Here is a 20,539-nt window from a genome sequence, read left to right on the forward strand (position 1 = left end):
TCCAGACCGGGGCGTGCTGCGAACTATGTCCGAATCCTCTGACCGGCGATACTTCCTTCGCTGCGGGCAGATACAGCACGCGGCCCCGAGACTCTTGCCTCGGGGCCGCGCGATCCGCCGGGTCAGCGGCCGACGATGAGGGTGTCGCCATCGGGGGTGACGTTGACCTTCACCGTGTCGCCGTCCTGCACCTCGCCGGCCAGCAGTTCCTTGGCGAGCGAGTCGCCGATGGCCTGCTGGATGAGGCGGCGCAGCGGGCGCGCGCCGTAGGCCGGGTCGTAGCCCCGCACGGCCAGCCAGAAGCGGGCCGAGTCGGACACGTCCAGCTTCAGGCGGCGCTGGGACAGGCGCTTCTGCAGCTGGTTCAGCTGGATGTCGACGATCCGCTCCAGCTGTTCCTCGTCGAGCGCGTGGAACATGACCACGTCGTCGAGCCGGTTCAGGAACTCCGGCTTGAAGGCGCGGCGCACCGCGTTCATGACCGAATCCTTGTCACCGCCCGCACCCAGATTGGAGGTCAGGATGAGGATGGTGTTGCGGAAGTCGACCGTGCGGCCCTGACTGTCGGTCAGCCGGCCCTCGTCGAGCACCTGCAGCAGGATGTCGAAGACGTCCGGGTGGGCCTTCTCGATCTCGTCGAACAGCACCACCGTGTACGGGCGTCGCCGCACGGCCTCGGTGAGCTGGCCGCCCTGGTCGTAGCCGACGTATCCCGGGGGCGCACCGACCAGGCGGGCCACCGAGTGCTTCTCGCTGTACTCGCTCATGTCGATGCGGACCATGGCGCGCTCGTCGTCGAACAGGAAGTCCGCCAACGCCTTCGCGAGTTCGGTCTTACCGACACCGGTCGGGCCCACGAACATGAACGAACCGGTGGGCCGGTTGGGGTCGGCGACCCCGGCCCGGGCGCGGCGCACGGCATCCGAAACCGCTTGCACGGCTTCCGGTTGCCCGACAACCCGGTTGCCCAGTTCGTCCTCCATGCGGAGCAGCTTCTGGGTCTCGCCCTCCATCATCTTGCCCACGGGGACACCGGTCCACGACGACACCACCTCGGCGATATCGTCCGGCCCGACCTCCTCCTTGAGCATGACGTCACCGTCGGCGGCGGTCTTCGCCTTGGACTCGGCCTCGGCGAGCTCCTTCTCCAGCTTGGGGATTCGCCCGTACCTGAGTTCGGCGGCCTTGTTGTAGTCGCCGTCGCGCTCGGCCCGCTCGGATTCGCCCTTGAGCGACTCCAGCTCCTCCTTGAGCACGCTCACCGCGTCGATGGCCTGCTTCTCGTTCTGCCAGCGGGTCATCAGCTGGTTGAGCTTCTCGCGGTCGTCGGCGAGCTCCTGGCGCAGCTTCTCCAGCCGCTGCTTGGACGCCTCGTCGGTCTCCTTGGCCAGCGCCACCTCTTCGATCTCGAGGCGCCGCACGACGCGCTCGATCTCGTCGATTTCCACCGGGCGCGAATCGATTTCCATGCGCAGCCGCGAGGCCGACTCGTCGACCAGGTCGATGGCCTTGTCCGGCAGGAACCGGGAGGTGATGTAGCGGTCGGACAGGGTCGCCGCGGCCACCAGCGCGGAGTCGGTGATCCGCACGTGGTGGTGGTTCTCGTAGCGCTCCTTGAGCCCGCGCAGGATGCCGACGGTGTCCTCCACCGTCGGCTCGCCCACCAGCACCTGCTGGAAGCGGCGTTCCAGGGCGGCGTCCTTCTCGATGTGCTGGCGGTACTCGTCGAGGGTGGTCGCGCCGACCAGCCGCAGCTCACCGCGGGCCAGCATGGGCTTGATCATATTGCCCGCGTCCATGGCGGATTCGCCGGTCGCGCCCGCGCCCACGATGGTGTGCAGCTCGTCTATGAACGTGATGATCTGTCCGGCAGAGGATTTGATCTCCTCCAGCACAGCCTTCAACCGCTCCTCGAACTCACCGCGGTACTTGGCGCCCGCCACCATCGCGCCCAGATCGAGCGAGATGAGCTTCTTGCCGCGCAGCGATTCCGGGACGTCGCCGGCGATGATGCGCTGGGCCAGACCCTCCACGATGGCGGTCTTGCCGACGCCGGGCTCACCGATCAGCACCGGGTTGTTCTTGGTGCGACGGCTCAAAACCTGTACGACACGCCGGATTTCGGTATCGCGGCCGATGACCGGGTCCAGCTTGCCCTCGCGGGCGGCGGCGGTCAGGTCGGTGGAGTACTTCTCCAGCGCCTGGTACGAGCCCTCCGGATCCGGCGAGGTGACACGGGCGTTGCCGCGCACGGCGGTGAAGGCCTCGCGCAGTGCGTCGGCGGTCGCGCCGTACTTCAGCAGCAATTGCTGAACATCGGAGTCGCCGGCGGCCAGGCCGTAGACCAGGTGCTCGGTGGAGACGTATTCGTCGCCCAGCTCGGTGGCCAGCCGCTGCGCGGAGCTGAGCGCCGCGATGGCTTCCCGCCCGAGGTTGGGGGTGGTGGTGGCGCCGGTGGCCCGGGGCAGCCGGTCCACGATCTCCTGGGCCTCACGTCGCACCGTCGCCGAGTCGACCGCGACGGCCTTGAGCAGCGGTGCGGCGATGCCGTCGGTCTGATCCAGCAACGCCACCAGCAAGTGAGCCGGACGGATTTCCGGGTTTCCGGCGACGGCGGCCGCCTGTTGCGCGGCGGTCAGGGCCGCCTGGGTCTTGGTGGTGGGATTGAACGAGTCCACTGTCACCTTCCTACTTGTCGTTGCTCTCTACAACGCGGTAGAAGTTGAGTCTGTTCCGCTCAAGTCTGACCAGTTTTCGACGCCAGGTCCAGCGTCCGAGACCGGTTCCTACGCTACGCGTACGATGACTCCATTCGTTGACGCATCACACCAGCTCATCCATCCCGGTTTCCGAATGAATGGAGCAGCAATGCGCGCGATCGTCGTCCGTGAATTCGGTGGCCGCCCCGAGCCCGCCGACATGCCCACCCCCGAGGCCGGACCGGGCCAGGTCCAGATCCAGCTCGAGGCCGCCGGGGTCAACCCGCTCGACCAGCGGATCATCGACGGCTTCCTGGACGGCCAACTGCCACACGACTTTCCGCTGATCCCGGGTACCGACGGCGCGGGCACGATCACCGCGGTGGGCGCGGGGGTGAACGACTTCGAGATCGGGGAGCGGGTGGTCGGGAAGTTCTTGACCCCGCCGGTCGGGCACGGCACCTTCGCCGAGTACATCGTGGCGCCGCATGACGGCGCCCTCGCCAAGCTGCCGGACGAGGTCACCGCCATTCGCGCCGCCGCCCTGCCGACCGCGGGCATCACGGCACTGGACCTCATGCACGCCGCCGGGGTCACCCGCGACCAGAAGGTGCTGGTCGTGGGCGCCTCGGGCGGTGTCGGGTCCTACCTGGTACAGCTCGCGGCGCTCGTCGGCGCGCATGTCATCGCCACCGCCCGCCCCGACGACACCGATCGCATGATCCGGCTGGGCGCGACCGAGGTGGTGAACTACGGCCGGATCACCGTCACCGACTCCCCCACCCACGCCGAGGGCTCGGAGCTGTCGGTCGCGGATTCGGTGCGGATCACCGATCCCGGCGGTATCGACGTGCTGTTCGATCTGGTCAGCCCGCCGCCGGTTTTCGCCGACAACGCGAGCCTGGTCAAGCCCGGCGGTTCCGCCTATTCGACCATCTGGTCCGCCGACGAGGCGGAGCTGCAGGCCCGTGGCGTGCACGGCGGCAACTTCCAATCCCACGGCGGCGCAGCCGAATTGCGCGAGCTGCTGCGACTGGTCGGCGACGGCGACCTGATGGTCCCGATCAGCGCCATGCCGCCCCTGGCCGAGGCCCCCGAGGTGATCGGCGCACCCGGCGCACGCGGCAAGATCGTCCTGGTGATCTGAACTCCGGGTTACGGAAATCGATCGGGCTCCGGCTATATCCGTGCGACCACCGGGTTTTAAGGGATACTTGACGCGGAGGGCCGCCTGGCAGCAGGCGTTCCGGGGTAGCAGCACAGGAAGGAAAGCTCGACGTCGTGGATGCGCGTTCGGCAGCGCTGGTCCGCGCAAATTTTCGGACAGTCGTCGAGGCCCCTAGCGGGCCGGAACGGCTGATCAGCGCGTTCTACGGTCATCTTTTCGCAGAGATTCCCGCCCTGCGGGAACTGTTCCCCTCCGCCATGGACATGCAGCCGAAACGGTTGGTCACGGCCATCTCGTTCGTGCTCGACAATCTGGAGGACTGGGATCGCGCGCAACGCTTCCTGGAGCAACTCGCGCGCGACCATCGCAAGTACGGGGTGGAGGCGGCGCACTACGACATCGCCGGACGCGCCCTGCTCCACGCCTTCCGCAGCTACAACGGCACCGCGAACTGGAGCCGGCAGCTGGAGGCGGGCTGGCGCGACATCACCATCCTGATCTCGGCGTCCATGGCCATCGGCGCCAATTCTGATAAGTCGCAACCGTATTGGGAGGCGACGGTGGTCGGGCACCGGCGGGTGGTGGACGATCTGGCCATCGTCCGGCTGCAGACCGACACCCCGATCCCCTATCAGGCCGGGCAGTACGTGCCGGTGGCCATTCCGCAGCGGCCCAAGATGTGGCGCTACCTGTCGCCGGCCATCCCCACCAATCCGTACGGCGAGATCGAGTTCCACGTGCGGAAGGTGCGCACCGGCTGGGTGAGCCCGGGCATCGTGAACGAGACCCAGGTCGGCGACCGGTGGATGATCGCCGCTCCGCTGGGCGGTCTGCACGTGGATCTGAGCCGCCGCAAGGACGTGCTCATGATCGGCTCCGGCACCGGCATCGCCCCGCTGCGGGCACAGCTCATCGAGATGGGCCGGCGCGGCATCAATCCGCGCGTGCACCTGTTCATGGGCGGGCGATACCCGTGTGATCTCTACGACGTGGAGAACATGTGGCAGCTCTCGCAATCCAATCCGTGGCTCACGGTGGTCCCGGTGTGTGAGAACGAGACCAACCCGTGGTGGCACCCCTATCCGCCGGCCGAGACGCCGTTCGGCATGCACCGGCGGCTGATCGGCAATCTGGGCGCGGTGGTGGCCAGCTTCGGCGCTTGGGCCGATCGCCAGATCCAGATCGCCGGCTCGGCCCGTATGATCGCCGACACCCGGCGCGCGCTGCTCGCGGTGGGCACGCCGACGTCGGCGATAAGCTCGGATCCGGTGTAGTGCACGGCCTTTCGACAGTCAGGAGTTATCGGTGACGCTCGGCCCTGACGAGACCGGAGAACTCGCGCTCGGCGCGCAGACGGAGTGGAACGCCACGGTGGTGGGTGCGCACCGGCTGCGCGAGGACACCACGGTGGTGCGGCTGATCGGCGAGTTCGTGCCCTTCGCGGCGGGCCAGTCGGTGGAGGTGCGCACGCCGCAGCATCCGAACATGGTGCGCCGCCTGTATCCGGCGCTGCCGCCCTCGCTGGACGGCAAGCTGGAATTCCATGTGCGCACGGTGCCGGGCGGCTGGTGCAGTGGATCCATCGTCGCCGACTCGCATCCGGGCGACGAATGGCGGATCAGCGCGCCCGCGGGCTGGCTGGCGGTGGCGCCGGAGGCCACCGAGGTGGTCATGATCGCCGACGGGGTCGGGCTCGCGCCGATGCGCGCGCTGCTGCTGGATCTGTCGCGCCGGGAGCAGCCGCCGCGCACCCATCTGTTCGTGGGCGGGCGCTACCCGCGCGACCTCTACGCCTCCGACATGCTCTACCTGCTGACCGGTGAATTGCCGTGGCTCACGGTCGTTCCCGTGGTGCAGGACGAGTACGACCCGGATCTCGTCGACACCTGGTACGAGCAGTGCCGGGTCGACATCGGCTTCCGTCCGGAGGAGATGATGCCTGGCACCATCGCCGACATCCCGGAACGCTTCGGCCCCCTGGACCACCACCAGATCCTGGTCTGCGGCGGCGCGGCCATGGTGCGCAATACCATCGACCAGCTGGTCGCCATCGGCGCCCCCGCGGAAGCCATTCGCTACGAGGGTTTTTGACAATCGCCAACGCGACAACTGATTTCGCAAGGATCCGGGTAACTCTCCGGGCACGCCCGAGATGGTCTCGGTTCCCAACCACCGGCACGGGTGCCCAAGTCCGACGGCTCTCGGCCGTCCGCTGAATATCCGGGGAGGCGGGGCAGCCGGTCTCAGAAGAGGGGGTCGTGGCGGATGTTCGGGGTGGGGGTGCCGGCGGCCATGAGGCGGAACTTGGTGGTCTGCACCATGGACGGCGCGCCGACGATCTGCACGTCGCGGTCGTCCCAGGAGCCGTGGCTCGCCACGATCTTGCCGATCTGACCGACCACCCGCGGCTGCAGGCCCGGATACTCGCGGATCCCGTCGGAGTCGTCGAAGTGCCACCACGGGTTCTCGGTGGACTCGGTGACCGGGTGCACGGTGAGCCACTTGTTGGCGCAGGCCAATTGGCTCAGCACCTCGAGGTCGTAGAGATCGCACGGGTAGTGGCCGCCGACGAACAGATCCACCTTGGGATTGGAGCGCCGCGCGGTCATGGCCATGAGCTGGGCACGCAGCGGCGCGATGCCGGTGCCGCAGCCGATCATGAGCAGCTTGCGGCGGATGTTGCGGGGCACGCCGAGCCCGCCCAGCGGCGAGCCGATCAGCCACTGCTCGCCGACCCGGCTGTGCCCGACCATGGCCGGGCTGACCCAGCCGCCGGTGACGCCGCGGATATGGAATTCCAGTTCGCCGCCGGCATTCGCGGGGATGGCCGGGGACAGGTAGCGCCACATGCGCGGGCGGGAGGGGATCTGCACGCTCATGTACTGACCGGCCGCGTACTGCATGGGCTGGTCCAGCCGCAGGCGCACGATGGCCAGGTTGCGCAGCACTTCCCGGTGCTCGATGACGGTGCCGGTCCACACCGGCGGGGTGGTCTCCCGATCGGCCGCATTGATCATGGTGTCGGCGATTACGCCGATGCCCTCGTCCCAGGCGCGCCCGATCTCGTCGGTCCAGATCTCGGTGCCGGCGTAGGTCTCCAGCGCCCTCTTGAGCGATTTCCCCACGGCCTCATAGTGTTCGGCCACCACCCCGTACTTGCGGTGATCACGCCCGAGTTGGGCCAGGAAGGGCAGCAACCGGTCCGGCTCCTCCAGTCGGTCCACCACGTAGCCGATGGCCTTGACCAGCCGGTCGCGCTGGGCATCCAGGGCGGCGGGGAAGAAGTCGCGAACGTGAGGGTACTCCGTGAAGAGGATGGCGTAGAAGGAACGCGCGAGTTTCTCGGGGCCACCGTCTTCCGCAGCAACCGCCTTGAACGTTGTTCTTATCAATGCGACGGTGCGCGAATCCATTTGTGTCACAACCCCATTTCGCAATCGAACGCAGGCGTGACCGGCGAGTGAAGTGCTGCGGGACACTCGACAGCAGCCGTTGCCAAGCAAGTGTAAGCGAGGTTAGCCAGCAACGGAACGGGACGTTTCAATAACACGGCCTTTATTCCTCGAAAACGTGAACGTTGCGGGGTATCCGAGTCGAAAACAGACTGTTCAACCGGAACACGCCGCGAGACACGGGTCTTCGGACAGCAACCCTGTCTGATCCGTTTTGCAAGACTCAGGAAAACAGCGATCCTGCCGCAACTGCGCCAGTCCTCGAACTCCCTTGCAGCATACGGACAAAACTCTGATTGGCGTCAATTTATAACCTACCGGTCTGTTTGCAATTAACCGGCGCCAAGAGCTTCACCAATCCCACGGTCCCCATGGGTAACTCAGCACATTGCCCGCAACAATCGCAACCGGGCGAATACCGACCCTCCTCCGCCGGGCGCGGACCACGCCGAAAACGAAGGCGGCACCCCGTGATCGGGGTGCCGCCTTCCACTTCGCTTGCCCTACTGCGGCTTACGCCGGTTTCGGGGCTGCCACACCACGAGAGCGGTGCTGCGCTGCGGCGGGGTCAGGTCGGGGCGGTACCCCGACCGGAGCCTTTCCACCTCGGCGGTCAACTCGCTCACCCGCTGCTGCAGCTCCTCCACCTGGTTGGTGAGTTCGATGATCCGTTTGATGCCGGCCAGGTTCACGCCCTCGTCCTGGGACAGGCGCTGCACCTCGCGGAGCAGCTCCACATCCCGGTCCGAATAGCGCCTGCCGCCGCCCGAGGTACGTTGCGGCGAAACCAGACCCAGCCGGTCATAGGTGCGCAGCGTCTGGGCGTGCATGCCCGCCAGCTGCGCGGCCACCGAGATCAGGAAGTACTGGACCTCGGTCTTCTTCGGATCGGAACTCATTACGCACCTGCCCATCCCGCACGTGGATCGAACCCGCTGGTCTTCTCCGCCTCCGCATAACGCCGTAGCGCCTCGGCGGCATCGTCGTCCAGCTTCTGCGGTACCGCGACCTTCACCGTGACCAGTAGGTCACCGGCGGCGCCGTCACGCTTGGGCACACCGCGCCCGCGCACCCGCAAGGTCCGGCCGTCGGCGGTGCCCGGCGGCACCTTGACGCCGACACGGCCGTCCAGGGTGGGCACGGAAACCGTGGTACCCAGCACCAGTTCGGCGTACGAGACCGGCAGCACCAGGGTCAGGTCGTCGCCATTGCGGCCGAAGACCTTGTCCTGGCTGACATGCACGGTGACGTACAGGTCGCCCGGAGGCGCGCCGCGCAGGCCCGCCTCGCCCTGACCGGCCAGCCGGATCCGCTGTCCGTCGCGCACACCCGGGGGAATGCGCACGGTGATGGTGCGGGTCCGGTTCTGGATGCCGCTGCCGCGGCAGTCGACACACGGGTCGTCGATGATCGACCCGGTACCCCGGCAGTCCTCGCACGGCTCGCTGAAGCCGAACGCACCCTGGTTCCGGCTGACCACGCCGGTGCCATTGCAGTGCGGGCAGACTCGCGGGCTGGTGCCCGGCTTGGCCCCACTGCCGTGGCAGGTGGTGCAGGCGGCCGGGCTGGTCATGCGCAGCGGGACGGTCACGCCCTGGGCGGCCTCTCGGAAGCCGAGGGTCGTCTCGGTCTCGACATCCGAACCGCGCCGCGGACGCGACGAGGTCCGGGTGCCACCCCGATTGAACAGCCCGCCCAGCAGATCGCCCAGGCCACCGTCGGCACCACCGGCTCCGGCGCCCGCGCCGAAGATGTCGCCGAGGTTGAACTCGCCGGAGAACCCGCCGCCGGGCTGGCCGTAGCCGCCCCCGGGCGAGAACCCGCCGCGGCCGAAACCGCCGCCGGCGAACAGCTTCCGGGCCTCGTCGTACTCCTTGCGCTTCTCCGGATCCGACAGCACGGCATTCGCCTCGCTGACGGCCTTGAACCGCTCCTCGGCCGTGCTGTCCCCGGGATTCTTGTCCGGGTGCAGGTCACGGGCCAGCTTGCGGTAGGCCTTCTTGATCTCGTCCTGGGTGGCGCCGGAGGAAACACCCAGATCCTTGTAGAAGTCCTTCTCGAGCCACTCTCGATTCACCGGGCATCTCCTCCTTTCTGTGTTGTCGGTGACGCCGGGGGCGTCTGTTCGTTGTTAATCAGTGCCAGCGGCATCGGTGCCAGCGTTCGTCGTATCCGGCTGCGCCGCAGCCAGATCCGCCACACCGTCGGTGACGCCGACCAGCGCGTGCCGCAGCACGCGATCGCCGAAGCGGTAGCCCTTGCGCATCACCATGCCGAGGATCGGGTCCGCGCCACTGCCCTCGTGCTGTACGGCCTCGTGCAGGGTCGGGTCGAAAGGCTCACCCTCCGAACCGAATTCCTCGAGACCCTGCTTCTGCAGGGCGGTGACCAGCTTGTCCGCGACCGATTTGAGCGGTCCGTTGTCGAGGTCACCGTGCGCGCGGGCGCGATCCAGATCGTCGAGCACCGGGAGCAGTTCGCCCACGACCGCGGCCTTGGCGGTGTCGATGGCGGCCTTGCGGTCGCGCTCGACGCGGCGGCGGTAGTTGGCGTACTCCGCGGTCAGACGCTGCAGATCGGCGGTGCGCTCGGCCAATTCGGCCGTGATCGCGTCGGCGAGGGCTTCCTCGCTGACCTCGGGAGTCCCCTCGGCCCCGAGGGCCGCGGCGGTGTCCGCCGCGGCCTCGAAGACCTCACCCGCAGGCGCGGAGCGCCCATCAGACGCCGTCGGATCGGCGATGTGGTCCGGGTTCTGGTTCGTCACTTCTTCTCAGGCTCCTCGACGACCTCGGCGTCCACGACGGTGTCATCGGACTGCGGCGCGCCCGCGCCATTGCCCTGGGCGGCCTGGTCCGCGGCCGCGGCCTCGTAAATGGCCTGGCCCAGCGCCTGCGACTCGGTGGCGAGCTTCTCCACCGCGGTCTTGATGACCGAGATGTCGGTGCCCTTGAGCGCCTCGTTCGCCTCCGCGATGGCCGCCTCGACCTTGGTCTTGACGTCCGCCGGGACCTTGTCCTCGTTGTCCTTGATGAACTTCTCGGTCTGGTGCACCAGCGACTCGGCCTGGTTGCGGGTCTCGGCCTCCTCGCGACGCGCCTTGTCCTCGGCCGCGTGCGCCTCGGCGTCCTTCACCATGCGGTCGATCTCCTCCTTGGACAGGCCGGAGCCGTCCTGGATCTTGATCGTGTTCTCCTTGCCGGTGCCCTTGTCCTTGGCGGTGACGTGGACGATGCCGTTGGCGTCGATGTCGAAGGTGACCTCGATCTGCGGCACGCCGCGCGGGGCCGGCGGGATGCCGGTCAGCTCGAACGATCCGAGCAGCTTGTTGTGCGAGGCGATCTCGCGCTCACCCTGGAAGACCTGGATCTGCACGGACGGCTGGTTGTCGTCGGCCGTGGTGAAGGTCTCCGACCGCTTGGTCGGAATGGTGGTGTTGCGCTCGATCAGCTTGGTCATCACGCCGCCCTTGGTCTCGATACCCAGCGACAGCGGGGTGACATCGAGCAGCAGGACGTCCTTGACCTCACCCTTGAGCACACCGGCCTGCAGGGCGGCGCCGACGGCGACGACCTCGTCCGGGTTCACGCCCTTGTTGGGCTCCTTGCCGCCGGTCAGCTCCTTGACCAGGTCGGAGACCGCGGGCATACGGGTCGAACCACCAACGAGCACAACGTGATCGATGTCGCCGACCGAGATGCCGGCGTCCTTGATGACCGACTGGAACGGCTTGCGGGTGCGGTCCAGCAGATCCGAGGTGATCTTCTGGAACTCGGCGCGGGTCAGCTGCTCGTCGAGGAACAGCGGGTTCTTGTCCGCGTCGACCGTGATGTAGGGCAGGTTGATCGAGGTCGACTGCGAGGACGACAGCTCGATCTTGGCCTTCTCGGCGGCCTCGCGCAGGCGCTGCATGGCCATCTTGTCCTTGGTCAGGTCGATGCCCGAGGTGCCCTTGAACTTGTCGACCAGCCATCCCACGATGCGCTCGTCCCAGTCGTCGCCACCGAGGTGGTTGTCACCGGAGGTGGCGCGGACCTCGACGACGCCCTCGCCGATCTCCAGCAGCGAGACGTCGAAGGTGCCGCCACCCAGGTCGAAGACCAGGATGGTCTGTTCCTTGTCGCCCTTGTCGAGGCCGTAGGCCAGCGCGGCGGCCGTGGGCTCGTTGACGATGCGGAGCACGTTCATGCCCGCGATCTGGCCGGCCTCCTTGGTGGCCTGGCGCTGCGCGTCCTCGAAGTAGGCGGGGACGGTGATCACGGCGTCGGTGATCTCTTCACCCAGGTAGGCCTCGGCGTCGCGCTTCAGCTTCATGAGCACGCGCGCGGAGATCTCCTGCGGGGTGTACTTCTTGCCGTCGATGTCGACAGACCAGTCCTCGCCCATGTGGCGCTTGACGGACCGGATGGTGCGGTCGACGTTGGTGACGGCCTGGTTCTTGGCGGGCTGACCGACGAGCACCTCACCGTTCTTGGCGAAAGCGACGACGGACGGCGTGGTGCGCGATCCTTCCGAGTTGGCCACGACGACCGGTTCGCCGCCTTCGAGAACGGCGATGACAGAGTTCGTGGTCCCGAGGTCGATACCGACCGCACGAGCCATGGTTGTTCCTCCTAGTTGACGTACCTGAGCGCCCCGGAATCCCTTCCGAGCGACTCCGGCACACTGCATCCCAGTAACACTGAGCGTGGTCGGCTCAATCTTGCACCCGCCGGCGGCGGGGCGCAACTTGAACTTGAGTCCAACTCGCTCAACCTTGCTGACCTGTCCCAACGGGCACCGCACGTCATCTATTCCACGCAGCACAAAAAAAATTCTTCGCGCAGGCGCGACTCGCCGCCCCTTGCGTCCGCACCGGCCGGTTTGCAACTACCAATGGGCCCGGATCGGGACCTGTCAGCTGGGCGGGTGGATCTCCATGGGCTCGCCGGTGGCGGTGACCTTGAAATAGCCGTGCTGGGAATCGTCGTCGACGTAGACGGTCACCACTGGATTGCCATCGGCGCCACGGGCGATCTCGACATGGCCGATCCGGCCGTTGGGCACGCCCGCCGACTGCGGAGCCCCGGCGAGCAGGGCCGCGATCTTCTTCAGATCCAGGACCGACATGTCGAAGATGTCCAGGCCCGGAGTTCGGGCGATGTCGTCATAGGAGTGGAAGCTGCCGTCGTAACGGATGTGCGCGTCACGTGGTGCCGACGGATCCTTGCGCCGCTCGATGATCACGTAGGTGGGATAGAGGAGAACCTGGTCGGCCTTGGTGTCGTCGAAGTGGTCCCGGTAGGCCGCGACGAAACTGGCCAGGCCCGGGCCCGTGGTCGGGTCCGGCAGAGCGGGTTTCGGTGCGACCGTGCGCGAGACGCAACCCGCGAACGCGCCCAGCAGCGCCGCGGCCATCAGGATCGCGGCGGCGACCCGCATGCGCGTGGACGGGCCGCGCCGATTCGCCCGCACCACAGGCGAATTCACCAGATTGGCGGGGATCTGCAGATCCTCCAGCACCGCGTCCAGTTCACCGAAGGTCTTGGCCGCCATGGCCTTCGCGGTTCGTGCGATGTGCTCGGTCGCGGTGAGCTCGCCGGCGTCCCGGGCGGTGTCGAGCAGGGTGCAAGCGTCCACGCGATCGGTGTCGCGGGCCCGCAATCCCTGGGAGTGTGCATCAGACATGATCTCGATCTATCCCCCGAACGCCAGGGTCCGCACGATCCGGCCGTCCGGAGTCGCCTCGACGTAGCCGCTCTCATTGGCCGTGTTGCCCACATAGATTCGGACGATCGGCCCGCTGCCCGAGCCCTCGATATCGAGGTAGTTGACCTTGCCCTGATCCACCTTGGTGAGCACGGGAGCCTGTGCCACCACGGCCATGACGGCGGACACGTTCACGGCGGCCAGGTCCACGGTCGGAGTCTGTGGCGACCGGGTCCGGGGCTGGTCACCCTGGTCGAAGCCGCCGCGGTAGTAATAGCGAACCTGACGGTTCGGCTGGATGCCACGGGTCGCGACCGCATAGTCGGGGTACAGCAGCAGTGCGTCGACGATGGTGTCGCCGAACTTGGCACGGTAGGCGGCCCGGAAGTAGTCGATGCCATCGGCCTCCGTGAGTTTCGGCCGGGGCAGCACCATGGGCTTGATCGTCCCGAGGTCCACCGCGGGCGGCCCCGCGGGCGGGGAGGCCGGGCGGTCCACCGCCACGAAGGTCCCCGCGGCCACCGCGATGCTGAGCGCGGCGACACCGGCCGCGAACCAGTTCTCGCGCCGCGACTTCGGCGGCATCGGATCCGGCCGGGCGTCGGCGGGCCGCTGCAGATCGTCGGTGATCTGGGACAGTTCGCCCAATGTCTGCGCCTCACCGGCGAGTTCGGTGAGGGTGCGATGGTCGGCGGCGCTCAGCTGCCCGTCCGCGCGGGCGGCGTCGAGCAGGGTGCAGGTGGCCTGGCGGTCGCTGTCGCGGGCCCGGGTGCGCGGCGGATAGCCGCCCGCGGACGGCCGTCGCGGTCGCCGGCCGGCGGGCGTGAGGTCGGCGGTCTTGGTGCTCGGCTGCAGGTCGCCGATGAGTCGTTGCAGTTCGCCGAGCGTCTGTGCGGCCTGCGCCTGCCCGGACCGCTGGTGATATTCCTCGACCGCGAGCTCGCCCTCCTCGAAGGCGGCGTCGAGCAGCGTCCGCGCGTTGACGCGGTCGATATCCCGCGCCCGCATGCGCCCGGCCGCGGGCGAATCCCCGGGCGATCCGGACGATTTCGAGCTCACGCGGGGATCGTAAACGGAACCCGGCCGTACCCGCGCGGTTTCCGGCAGGGCGGTGAACAGGGACAGGACACGCCCGGGATGCGCGGCGACGTCCGAAATGCCGGTGTTGCACGCAACCGCCCACGAAGATCGGGAGCGTCGATTTCCGCTGGTGAGGAGGCTCGATGAAGGCAAGGTTCGGTATTTCGATCCCGCCCGTCGCGGCCGCGCTGCCGGACGTCATCGATATGGCCGTGGCCGCCGACGCCGACGGGCTGGATCTGGTGGCCATCCAGGACCATCCCTACAACGCGCAGTTCGGCGACACCTTCGCGGTAATCGGGGCCTGCCTGGCGGCCACCGGCCGGGTCAGCCTCTATCCGGGCGTCGCGAATCTCCCGCTGCGCACGCCCGCCATGATCGCCAAGCAGGCCGCCACCTTCGACCTGCTCAGCGGCGGACGCTTCGAATTGGGTTTGGGGGCGGGCGCTTTCGAGAGCGGCGTGGTGGCCATGGGCGGGCCCGCCCGCAAGGGCCGGGCGGCGCTCATGGCCATGGCCGAGAGCATCGCCATCATTCGGGCGGAATGGCGGCCCGGACAGCCGGTGTCCGTGGTGGGCACCGAGTACACGGTGCAGGGCATCGAGGGCGGGCCCGCGCCCGCGCACGATATCGGGATCTGGCTGGGCGCCATGGGCTCGCACGCACTGGACCTGATCGGCTCGGCGGCGGACGGATGGGTTGCACCGCTGCCGAATTGGATGCCCTGGGAGCAGTGGGCCGGCGCCAATGCCCGCATCGACGCGGTGGCACGGTCACTCGGACGGGATCCGCGCACCATCACCCGGCTGGCGGCACTGCCCGGCGTGGTGAGCGACCGGTCGCTGCACCCGGATCCCCATGGCTCCGACCCGATTCACGGCTCCCCTGAGGAGTGGGCCGACATCATCGTCCGTCTGGCCCGGGACGCCGGGTTCGACACCTTCATCTACTGGCCGCCGGGTTTCGACGTCGACCAGGTGCAGCGTTTCGCGCGACAGGTGGTGCCCATCGCGCGAAAGCTCCTGGGCGACAATTAGACAACTCTCGCCGCGGGGAACCGCTATCCCCGCGCGGCCTCGGCCGTGGCCTCGACCTCGTCGGGGAATTCGCTCGGCTGGCCGACACCGGTGGTGACCAGGTCACGCAGGCTCTCGGTGATGTAGAAGGTCCAGGCCGGGGAGCAGGCGTCGTAGCACTCGTACGCGGGTACCAGGCCGACGTGGGTGAAGCGGAGTTCGGTGCCGCCGGCGGTCTCGGCGATGTCGAAGTGGATCTCGGTGTTCACCCACTCGGTCCGGTCCTGGATGTAGGACATGTAGTTGTCCTTCACCAGCCAGACCACGCGCCGGTCCGGCACCACCTCGGTCAGTTCGATCTCGCTGCGATGCACCCCCGGAGCCTCGAAGACGAACTGGTCGCCGACCCGCTCGGTGCCGCCCTTGATGCCGGGCGACCACCAGCCGCGGGCGTTCAGGACGGCGGCGAAGACCTCGGCGGGGGTGCGGTCGACGGTGATGCTGGTGGTGAAGTTCTGATCAGTCATGGCAGGTCCCATTTCTTTCCTGAACACAGGGCGGGTCGGAGTGGACTGTCTCGCGAGAACTTACTTGCATAACGATAGTTCGGTTACTTGCATCACACAAGCGGATGAGCCAATCTGGATACATGTTGGGACGCATGTACGACGGGGAGGTGTGCTCGGCCGCGCGCACGCTGGAGATGGTGGGCGAGCGCTGGAGCCTGCTCATCGTGCGCAATGCCATGTTCGCCGGGATGACCCGGTTCACCGAGTTCCAGCGCTCGCTCGGCATCGCACCGAACATCCTCACCAAGCGGCTCGCCGAATTCGTCGAGGCCGGAATCTTCGAGCAGCGCAGCGGCACCGGCAGCGGCCACCCCGAATATCTGCTCACCGCAAAGGGACTCGACCTCGAGCCGGTCATCCTCGCGCTCACCGAGTGGGGAGACCGCTGGGCCGCACCGGACGGGCCACCGATCACCTACCGGCACACCGGCTGCGACGGGAAGGTCCGTGTGCGCCTGGAGTGTTCGGACTGCGACACCACCCCCGACCTGGCGGAGGTGACGGCCGAACTCGCGCCCTGGGCGTACGAGTTGAAGTACGGGACGCCCGCGTCACTCCAGTAGCGGGAACCGCCCCGAACGCAACAGCCCGGCGATGGCCTCCATCTTCGCCTGCGGCGCGGCGTAATCCGGATGCGCGCCGAGCACGGCGGCGGCATCGTGCAGGCGCACCATCTGCCGCTCCGCCTCCTCCACACTGCGCCCGCCCGGCGTGATCGGGTGCGCGGCGAAGGCGGGGCGGCGCGGATCCACCCGGCCCAGCTCGACGGCCTTCTCCACCCGCCGCGAGCACCGGCAGAACGCCTGGGGATTCGCCAGGCCGCAGGTGGATTGCAGGAAGTTCCCGAGCCGTTTCTTGGCCCGCTCCACCCGTTTCCGATACGCGGCGGATGTCGCGCCGACGATCCAGGCGGCCTGCTCCGAGCTCACCTCGAAGACGTCGGAGAGCACGTACGCGACACGTTCGTCGCGGCCCAGGCACTGCAGCATGGCCTGGCTGCAGTTGAGCCGCACCTCGTGGGTGAGCAGCGTGGACTCCGGGCCGCGGTAATCCTCCTCGGCCAGGCCGTCTTTCAGTCCCTCACTGAACTGGTCGAGGCTGAGCTGCTGGGCTTCCTGCGGCGTCTGCCGCTTCAGATTCAGCAGGTAGTTGACGCCGATGCGGTAGGCCCAGGTGGTGAGCCGGGCCTCGCCGCGCCAGGTCGCGAGCTTGCCGACCACCCGCAGCAGGATCTCCTGGGTGGCATCCTCGGCGTCGGCGGGCCGCCACACCATGCGCAATGCGAGCCGGTAGATCGGATCCTGCAGCAGCCGAACGACATCCGAGACGGCGGCACGATCGCCCTCGACGGCCCGTGCGACGAGCGCGCGCTCGTCGATGTCCGATCCGGTGTCCATATCGCCAGCATAGGGATCGCGGGGCACATCATGGTGCGCCCCGCGATCAGCCCTGCCACGGCGAAACCAGGCTTACCGCTCGAACCGCCCGGCCGTGCGACCCGGCGGATCAGGCCACGGCCCGAGTGGCGGTGAGGGCGTGGCGGTGAATCCACTGCGCGACCGCCTGCCCGATGGCATCGGGCTGGTCCTCGGGGCAGTGATGCCCGGCCGGTCCGATATTCGCGAGCTCGGCGGCGGCGAAGGTCTGCCGCGCCCACTCCACCACCTCCGGCGAGCCCAGGCCGACACCGTCCTCGACGTGCATGACCAGCTTCGGCACCTCGGGGCTCGCGGCCATCCACCGGTCGTAGTTCTCGATGATGGCGACCACGTCGGTCGGCTCGCCCTCCAGCGGGAATTCGCGCGGCCATGCCAGCATCGGCCGGCGGGACTCCGGGGTCGGGTAGGGCGCGCGGTAGGCGTCCAGGGCCTCGGGGCTCAGATTCCGGGTGGCGGCCGGCAGGTTGAATTCGATGAACATATTGCGTTCCAGCACCATCTCCTCGCCCTCGGGAGAACGGAAGCGGCGGAACAGTTCCGCGCCCTGCGGCGGCATCTCCGACCAGCGCAGCGGCCGCAGGAAGGTCTCCACCACGGCGATACCGCGCACCCGCTCGGGATGCCGTGCAGCCCAGTCCATTCCGAGTGCACCGCCCCAGTCGTGGCCCACGATCACGACCTGGTCCAGGCCCAGGGCGTCGAACCAGGCGTCCAGGTAGCGGGCGTGATCGACGAAGCGATAGTCGCTGTCCGGCTTGCCGGAGGCGCCCATGCCGATGAGATCCGGTGCCAGGGCGCGGTTCGGTGTATCGGACACAGCGTCGCTCACGTGCGGGATCACATTGCGCCACAGGTAGGAGGAGGTGGGGTTGCCGTGCAGGAACACGACGGGCACCGCACCGCTGCCGGTGTCGGTGTAGTTGATGAACGAGTCCAGAACGTCGATGGTGGCCATCGTCGGTGTCCTTCCGGGTGAGTTGCCTACACCTGGTTGGACACGCGCCGGCCCGGCCTGTGACAGCGCCTAGGTGTGATCTGGGCCATACATGGGCACGGTGCCCGGCTCGACCGTCAGGCCGGGATGGACACCCGGCGTCAGGCCGTTGCCGATCGCCGTCCGCTGCAGCAGCGCGAGCAGCCGCGGCCGGTCCTCGGGGTCGAGCGCGGCGAGCAGCTCCGTATTGAGGCCATCGGCGATCGCGGCCGCGCGGGCGATCGTCTCGCGGCCGGCGGGCAGCAGGTGCACGGCGTGGGCGCGCCGATCGACCGGATGCTTGCGCCGCTCGACCAGACCGCGCTTCTCCAGGTCGTCGATCAGGCTGACCATGACGTTCCGGTGGATCCCCAGGGCATCGCACAGCTGCTGCTGGGTCCGGCCGTCGTTGGCCTCGAGCAGTCGCAGCGTGCCGTATTGCGGCGGCCTGATCCCCAGGGGCGCGAGCAGCGCGTCGAAGCGGTACGCGGAATGAGATCCCAACTGCCCCAGCAGGAATGCGGCGCTCTCGAACAGCGGTGAGTACTGGGGATCGGCGTCGGTCACCCACCCAGGCTACAGCAATGCCCAAATTATGATTGCCCTCTTGATTGATAATCACTTCAGGTGCATAGTTTGGTGAGTCGATCCACTCCCGACAGCGAAGAGAGCTCGCACCATGGATACCGACAACACCCCCACCCTCGATCCACGTCGCTGGATCGCTTTCGCCGTCGTGCTGGCCGCCGGATTCATGGACCTGCTCGACGTCACCATCGTCAATGTGGCCGTGCCGAGCATCCAGAAGGACCTGGGCGCGGCCTACTCGCAGATCGAATGGATCATCGCCGCGTACGTACTCTCCTTCGCGGCCGTACTCATCACCGGCGGGCGGCTCGGCGACATCTACGGCCGCAAACGCCTGTTCCTGCTCGGCATGGCCGGATTCACCGTGGCCTCACTCGCCTGCGGCCTGGCCTCCTCACCCACACTGCTCATCGGCTCGCGCTTCGTCCAGGGCGCGATGGCCGGGCTCATGGTGCCGCAGATCCTCGCCATCATTCGCGTCACCTTCCCGAAGGACGAGCGCGCCAAGGCCATTGCCGTCTACAGCGGCGTCGGCGGATCCGCGTCCGCGGTCGGGCTGTCCCTGGGCGGACTGCTGGTGCAGTGGAATCTCTTCGATCTGGGCTGGCGGCCCATCTTCCTGGTGAACGTGCCGGTCGGCCTGATCGCACTGGCCGCCGCGACCCTGGTGATGCGGGATTCGCGGTCCGCGCACGCGCCGCGCCTGGACATCGTCGGCATGGTGCTCGCCATTTCCGCGGTGCTGCTGCTGGTGTATCCGCTCACCGAGGGCCGTCGATTGGACTGGCCCGCCTGGACTTTCGTCGTGATGGGCGCGTCGGCCGTGGCCTTCGCCGCCTTCGTGGCCTACGAACGGTGGCGCAGCCGCAACGGCGGATCGCCCCTGATCGATCTGGACCTGTTCCGATCGCGGCCGTTCACCGTCGGCCTGGCGAGCTGGCTGCTCTTCTGGATCGGCTTCGGCGGGTTCTTCCTGATCTGGACGCTGTTCATGCAGGCCGGGCTGGGCTGGTCGCCCATGCGGGCCGGCCTCACCTCGGTGTTCTTCGCGGTCGGCGCGGGCATCGGGGCGGGCGTGTCGGTCAGCGTGCTGGCACCGCGGTTCGGCAAGTGGGTGCTGCTCGCGGGCGGACTGGTGACGGCGGGCGGGTTCGCGCTGTACGGCGCGATGGCCGCCCACTACGAATCCGATTTCGCCTCCTGGCAGATGGTGTTGCCGCTCATCGTGACCGGCATCGGATTCGGCATCGTGGTCGCGCCGACCATCGACATGCTGCTCGGGCAGATTCCCGACCGGGAGGCCGGGGCGGCGTCCGGGCTGTTGAACACCGGCCAGCAGCTGGGGATGGCGCTGGGCGTGGCGCTGGTCGGCATTCTGTTCTTCGCGCAGCTGGATCATGATTCGGCGCGCGGCGTGGATTCCGTTGCCGCGCAGACCCGCACCGAGCTGGCGACAGCCGGGGTACCCGGGCCCGCGCAGAAGCAGATCCTCGCGAACTTCCGGGCCTGTGTGCGGGATCGGTCCGCCGAGGTGGATCCCTCCGTCGTCCCGGCGAGCTGCGAATCTCCCGCCGCGAATCCGGCCGTCGGCCAGACCCTCGCGCATGCGGGTGAACAGGCCAATGCGGTCAACTTCGCGCACACCTTCGACTACACGCTGGTGTGGGGCATCGGGCTGATGGCGCTGGTGTGCCTCGGATTCCTGGCGCTGCCCCGCGACACCCGGCTCGAGCCGCACGAGGTGAAGACCGAGGAGGAACTCGTGGGGGTCTGACCCCACCGGCGAGATCCGGACAGGAGTCCGATAAAAACGGCCGCGGGTTCGGTGATTCACCGGACCCGCGGTCCGTTCCGGTGAAGAATCCACACT

Annotated in this window: 18 protein-coding genes; 6 read left to right on the forward strand and 12 right to left on the reverse strand. The window is 67.9% G+C overall.

All coding sequences use genetic code 11. The annotated features are described in order from the left end of the window. Positions 1 to 122: 122 nt before the first annotated feature. Positions 123 to 2,678 (reverse strand): ATP-dependent chaperone ClpB, encoded by a 2,556-nt coding sequence (clpB, locus tag ACIRRA_RS27340; protein ID WP_402773615.1) that lies wholly within the window; start codon positions 2,676 to 2,678, stop codon positions 123 to 125. A 190-nt stretch (positions 2,679 to 2,868) separates the two neighbouring features. Here clpB and ACIRRA_RS27345 point away from each other — a divergent pair, with 190 nt between their 5' ends. From ACIRRA_RS27345 to ACIRRA_RS27355, 3 genes are all read left to right on the forward strand, one after another. Next, positions 2,869 to 3,846, forward strand: a complete 978-nt coding sequence (locus ACIRRA_RS27345) for an NADP-dependent oxidoreductase (protein ID WP_402773618.1) — start codon at positions 2,869 to 2,871, stop codon at positions 3,844 to 3,846. 134 nt (positions 3,847 to 3,980) lie between these two features. Then, on the forward strand, positions 3,981 to 5,141 hold the full coding sequence (locus ACIRRA_RS27350) for an FAD-binding oxidoreductase (protein ID WP_402773621.1): 1,161 nt from the start codon (positions 3,981 to 3,983) through the stop codon (positions 5,139 to 5,141). Positions 5,142 to 5,172: 31 nt separating this feature from the next. Then, a complete protein-coding gene (locus ACIRRA_RS27355; protein WP_402773623.1) occupies positions 5,173 to 5,958 on the forward strand; it encodes an FAD-binding oxidoreductase in 786 nt (261 codons plus the stop codon). 152 nt (positions 5,959 to 6,110) lie between these two features. Here the strand turns inward: ACIRRA_RS27355 and ACIRRA_RS27360 are convergent, their stop codons facing one another. From ACIRRA_RS27360 to ACIRRA_RS27390, 7 genes are all read right to left on the reverse strand, one after another. Further along, positions 6,111 to 7,280, reverse strand: coding sequence for a globin domain-containing protein (locus ACIRRA_RS27360; RefSeq protein WP_402773625.1), 1,170 nt, complete (start codon positions 7,278 to 7,280; stop codon positions 6,111 to 6,113). A gap of 542 nt (positions 7,281 to 7,822) precedes the next feature. Then, positions 7,823 to 8,218 carry a heat shock protein transcriptional repressor HspR gene (locus tag ACIRRA_RS27365; RefSeq protein ID WP_402773627.1) on the reverse strand — a complete coding sequence of 132 codons (396 nt, stop codon included), beginning with the start codon at positions 8,216 to 8,218 and terminating at the stop codon, positions 7,823 to 7,825. Next, positions 8,218 to 9,396 (reverse strand): molecular chaperone DnaJ, encoded by a 1,179-nt coding sequence (gene dnaJ / locus ACIRRA_RS27370; RefSeq protein ID WP_402773629.1) that lies wholly within the window; start codon positions 9,394 to 9,396, stop codon positions 8,218 to 8,220. Before dnaJ ends, ACIRRA_RS27365 begins: the two co-directional genes overlap by 1 nt. A gap of 54 nt (positions 9,397 to 9,450) precedes the next feature. Continuing rightward, the gene (gene grpE / locus ACIRRA_RS27375; RefSeq protein ID WP_402773630.1) at positions 9,451 to 10,083 is read right to left on the reverse strand and encodes a nucleotide exchange factor GrpE; all 633 of its coding nucleotides are present in this window, start codon (positions 10,081 to 10,083) and stop codon (positions 9,451 to 9,453) included. Beyond that, complete coding sequence (dnaK, locus tag ACIRRA_RS27380) at positions 10,080 to 11,918, reverse strand: molecular chaperone DnaK (protein WP_402773633.1); 1,839 nt, start codon at positions 11,916 to 11,918, stop codon at positions 10,080 to 10,082. Before dnaK ends, grpE begins: the two co-directional genes overlap by 4 nt. 294 nt (positions 11,919 to 12,212) lie before the next feature. Further along, positions 12,213 to 12,983 (reverse strand): DUF1707 domain-containing protein, encoded by a 771-nt coding sequence (locus ACIRRA_RS27385; protein ID WP_402773636.1) that lies wholly within the window; start codon positions 12,981 to 12,983, stop codon positions 12,213 to 12,215. 9 nt (positions 12,984 to 12,992) lie between these two features. Continuing rightward, positions 12,993 to 14,063 (reverse strand): DUF1707 domain-containing protein, encoded by a 1,071-nt coding sequence (locus ACIRRA_RS27390; protein ID WP_402773638.1) that lies wholly within the window; start codon positions 14,061 to 14,063, stop codon positions 12,993 to 12,995. Between the two features lie 164 nt (positions 14,064 to 14,227). Here ACIRRA_RS27390 and ACIRRA_RS27395 point away from each other — a divergent pair, with 164 nt between their 5' ends. After that, the gene (locus ACIRRA_RS27395) at positions 14,228 to 15,121 is read left to right on the forward strand and encodes an LLM class flavin-dependent oxidoreductase (RefSeq protein WP_402773640.1); all 894 of its coding nucleotides are present in this window, start codon (positions 14,228 to 14,230) and stop codon (positions 15,119 to 15,121) included. Between the two features lie 23 nt (positions 15,122 to 15,144). Here the strand turns inward: ACIRRA_RS27395 and ACIRRA_RS27400 are convergent, their stop codons facing one another. Then, the gene (locus ACIRRA_RS27400) at positions 15,145 to 15,627 is read right to left on the reverse strand and encodes an SRPBCC domain-containing protein (RefSeq protein ID WP_402773643.1); all 483 of its coding nucleotides are present in this window, start codon (positions 15,625 to 15,627) and stop codon (positions 15,145 to 15,147) included. 122 nt (positions 15,628 to 15,749) lie between these two features. Between ACIRRA_RS27400 and ACIRRA_RS27405 the strand changes: the two genes are divergently transcribed. Beyond that, positions 15,750 to 16,232 (forward strand): winged helix-turn-helix transcriptional regulator, encoded by a 483-nt coding sequence (locus tag ACIRRA_RS27405; RefSeq protein WP_402773644.1) that lies wholly within the window; start codon positions 15,750 to 15,752, stop codon positions 16,230 to 16,232. On the opposite strand, the gene ACIRRA_RS27410 is transcribed toward ACIRRA_RS27405, so the two are convergent. The 3 genes from ACIRRA_RS27410 to ACIRRA_RS27420 form a co-directional block, all read right to left on the reverse strand. After that, a complete protein-coding gene (locus ACIRRA_RS27410) occupies positions 16,221 to 17,066 on the reverse strand; it encodes an RNA polymerase sigma factor (RefSeq protein ID WP_402773647.1) in 846 nt (281 codons plus the stop codon). The two genes, ACIRRA_RS27405 and ACIRRA_RS27410, sit on opposite strands and share 12 nt — an antisense overlap. A gap of 109 nt (positions 17,067 to 17,175) precedes the next feature. Beyond that, positions 17,176 to 18,063 (reverse strand): haloalkane dehalogenase, encoded by an 888-nt coding sequence (locus tag ACIRRA_RS27415; protein ID WP_402773649.1) that lies wholly within the window; start codon positions 18,061 to 18,063, stop codon positions 17,176 to 17,178. A 69-nt stretch (positions 18,064 to 18,132) separates the two neighbouring features. Further along, positions 18,133 to 18,648, reverse strand: coding sequence for a MarR family winged helix-turn-helix transcriptional regulator (locus ACIRRA_RS27420; RefSeq protein WP_402773651.1), 516 nt, complete (start codon positions 18,646 to 18,648; stop codon positions 18,133 to 18,135). A gap of 112 nt (positions 18,649 to 18,760) precedes the next feature. Here ACIRRA_RS27420 and ACIRRA_RS27425 point away from each other — a divergent pair, with 112 nt between their 5' ends. Further along, complete coding sequence (locus ACIRRA_RS27425) at positions 18,761 to 20,443, forward strand: MFS transporter (protein ID WP_402773653.1); 1,683 nt, start codon at positions 18,761 to 18,763, stop codon at positions 20,441 to 20,443. Positions 20,444 to 20,539 lie beyond the last annotated feature (96 nt).

Origin of the sequence: Nocardia sp. NPDC101769, assembly GCF_044766925.1 — a bacterium.
GTDB lineage: Bacteria > Actinomycetota > Actinomycetes > Mycobacteriales > Mycobacteriaceae > Nocardia.

What these genes read in the sequence shown, in the direction of transcription:
- ACIRRA_RS27345 (WP_402773618.1), top strand. Translation starts at nt 2,869, where the DNA reads ATGCGCGCGATCGTCGTCCGTGAATTCGGTGGCCGCCCCGAGCCCGCC.
- ACIRRA_RS27360 (WP_402773625.1), bottom strand. Translation starts at nt 7,280, where the DNA reads ATGGATTCGCGCACCGTCGCATTGATAAGAACAACGTTCAAGGCGGTT.
- ACIRRA_RS27365 (WP_402773627.1), bottom strand. Translation starts at nt 8,218, where the DNA reads ATGAGTTCCGATCCGAAGAAGACCGAGGTCCAGTACTTCCTGATCTCG.
- dnaK (WP_402773633.1), bottom strand. Translation starts at nt 11,918, where the DNA reads ATGGCTCGTGCGGTCGGTATCGACCTCGGGACCACGAACTCTGTCATC.
- ACIRRA_RS27385 (WP_402773636.1), bottom strand. Translation starts at nt 12,983, where the DNA reads ATGTCTGATGCACACTCCCAGGGATTGCGGGCCCGCGACACCGATCGC.
- ACIRRA_RS27395 (WP_402773640.1), top strand. Translation starts at nt 14,228, where the DNA reads ATGAAGGCAAGGTTCGGTATTTCGATCCCGCCCGTCGCGGCCGCGCTG.
- ACIRRA_RS27400 (WP_402773643.1), bottom strand. Translation starts at nt 15,627, where the DNA reads ATGACTGATCAGAACTTCACCACCAGCATCACCGTCGACCGCACCCCC.
- ACIRRA_RS27405 (WP_402773644.1), top strand. Translation starts at nt 15,750, where the DNA reads ATGTTGGGACGCATGTACGACGGGGAGGTGTGCTCGGCCGCGCGCACG.
- ACIRRA_RS27410 (WP_402773647.1), bottom strand. Translation starts at nt 17,066, where the DNA reads ATGGACACCGGATCGGACATCGACGAGCGCGCGCTCGTCGCACGGGCC.
- ACIRRA_RS27415 (WP_402773649.1), bottom strand. Translation starts at nt 18,063, where the DNA reads ATGGCCACCATCGACGTTCTGGACTCGTTCATCAACTACACCGACACC.
- ACIRRA_RS27425 (WP_402773653.1), top strand. Translation starts at nt 18,761, where the DNA reads ATGGATACCGACAACACCCCCACCCTCGATCCACGTCGCTGGATCGCT.